The sequence below is a fragment of the Actinomadura sp. HBU206391 genome, from assembly GCF_014323665.1.
GTDB lineage: Bacteria > Actinomycetota > Actinomycetes > Streptosporangiales > Streptosporangiaceae > Actinomadura_C.
The window spans coordinates 1-2200 of record NZ_JABVEB010000493.1; the positions used below are offsets into that span (position 1 = coordinate 1).

At 68.7% G+C, this 2200-nt stretch carries 2 protein-coding genes; both read left to right on the plus strand.

What is annotated here, in order from left to right; all coding sequences use genetic code 11:
- On the plus strand, nucleotides 1-969 hold a 969-nt coding region (locus HKK72_RS38735), incomplete at its 5' end, for a DUF1906 domain-containing protein (RefSeq protein ID WP_187239350.1).
- A gap of 169 nt (nucleotides 970-1138) precedes the next feature.
- The coding region (locus HKK72_RS38740) for a glycine--tRNA ligase (protein ID WP_187239351.1) at nucleotides 1139-2200 on the plus strand (1062 nt) is incomplete at its 3' end.

Sequence of the window (2200 nt, forward strand, 5' to 3'; positions counted from 1 at the left end):
GCGCTGGGCCGACCGGACGGAGCCTGGGGGCGGCAGGCGCCCCTGCCGAGCGCACCGGCGGCCGGGCTCCCGCCTGCCGGCGGCGTCGAGAGGGAGATCAGGCTGCCGCTCCACGACGCCGGGGTGATGATCACCGCCAGCTACGGCTCCGACCGGGGGACCATCGAGCGGGTCCTGCGCGCGAGCGGCCGGACGGCCTGGTGGCCGAGCCCGGCGCTCCTCGAAGGCCGGTCCGGTCCCTCGGCGGCCGAGGTCGCGATCCCCGAGCGGCCCGGGAGGCGCCGGCCGTGGGCCACGGGGCGGGGCTTCGACACCTGTACGGCGCCGTCGCTGCGGGCGATGCGGGCCTGGCGCCGGACCTACCGGATAGCGAACATCTACATCGGGGGCGCCGCCAGGGGCTGCTCGCAGGCCAACCTCACCAGAGACTGGGTGCGGTCGGTTCGGGGGATGGGCTACCGGCTCATCCCGACCTACGTCGGCCTGCAGGCGCCCTGCAACAAGCGGTACCAGGACGGCTTCACGATGGAGCGGCCCGCCACCGAAGGGCGGCTGTCGGCCTACGACGCCGTACGACGGGCCAAGGCGCTCGGCATCCGCCGCCGGGCCCCGATCTACTTCGACATGGAGGCCTACGACAGCCGCAAGGCCAAGTGCCGCGAGGACGTGCTGAGGTTCCTGCACGAGTGGAGCCGCGGGCTCCACCGGCGGCATTACCGATCGGGCGTCTACAGCAGTGTGGCCTCGGGAATCGTGGACCTGGGCATGGCCCAGGGCATCACGAAGCCGAAGGCGATCTGGTTCGCCCACTGGAACCGCAAGGCCAAGGTGTACGGAGATCCGTACATCCCGGACACCTGGTGGCACCCGCACCGCAGGATCAAGCAGTACCGGGGCGGGCACAAGGAGAAGCACGGCGGCGTCACGATCAACATCGACAGCAATATCGTCGACGGCCTCGTCCATTGACCTGGTCTTGACAGGTCGCCGCTCTGCGGGCGGCATGCCCTAAGCTTGGAGCTCATTGGCGCAGGATCCGACCGTGCAGGCGAGATCACGCGCCCACCGGGGATCATTGAAGCCACGCCGTCAGCGCGTGCGACCAATCCCACCGACCGCCAGCCGGATGGAGACAGCCATGGCCCGTCGTTCCGACGTCTTGGACACCATCGTCAGCCTCGCCAAGCGGCGGGGGCTGGTGTACCCGTCGAGTGAGATCTACGGCGGGCTGCGTGCGTCCTGGGACTACGGGCCCCTGGGCGTCGAGCTCAAGAACAACGTCAAGCGGCAGTGGTGGAAGTCCATGGTGCAGGGCCGGGACGACGTGGTGGGCCTCGACTCCTGCGTCGTGCTGGCCCGTGAGGTCTGGCAGACCAGCGGGCACGTCGACGCCTTCGTCGACCCGCTCACCGAGTGCCAGTCCTGCCACAAGCGCTACCGTGCCGACCACCTCGAAGAGGCCTACGTCGAGCGGCACGGCCGGCCGCCGGCGAACGGCCTCGCCGACCTCGGCTGCCCCAACTGCGGCACCAAGGGCGCCTTCACCGAGCCGAAGATGTTCAACGGGCTGCTCAAGACCTACCTCGGGCCGGTCGAGGACGAGTCCGGCCTCGCCTACCTGCGCCCCGAGACCGCGCAGGGCATCTTCGTCAACTACCTCAACGTCCAGCAGTCCGCGCGCCGGAAGATCCCGTTCGGCATCGGCCAGATCGGCAAGTCGTTCCGTAACGAGATCACCCCGGGCAACTTCATCTTCCGCACCCGTGAGTTCGAGCAGATGGAGATGGAGTTCTTCGTCGAGCCGGGCACGGACGAGGAATGGCACCAGTACTGGATCGACGAGCGCCTGCAGTGGTACGTCGACCTGGGCATCCGCAAGGACAACCTGCGGCTCTACGAGCACCCCCAGGAGAAGCTCTCGCACTACTCCAAGCGCACGGTCGACCTGGAGTACCGCTTCGACTTCACCGGCTCGCAGTGGGGTGAGCTGGAGGGCATCGCCAATCGCACCGACTACGACCTGACCGTGCACGGCAAGGCCTCGGGCACCGATCTGTCGTTCTTCGACCAGGAGCGCAACCTGCGGTTCGTTCCGTACGTCATCGAACCCGCGGCGGGCGTCGACCGCTGCGTCCTGACGTTCATGATCGACTCCTACGCCGAGGACGAGGCGCCGAACGCCAAGGGCAAGCTGGAGAAG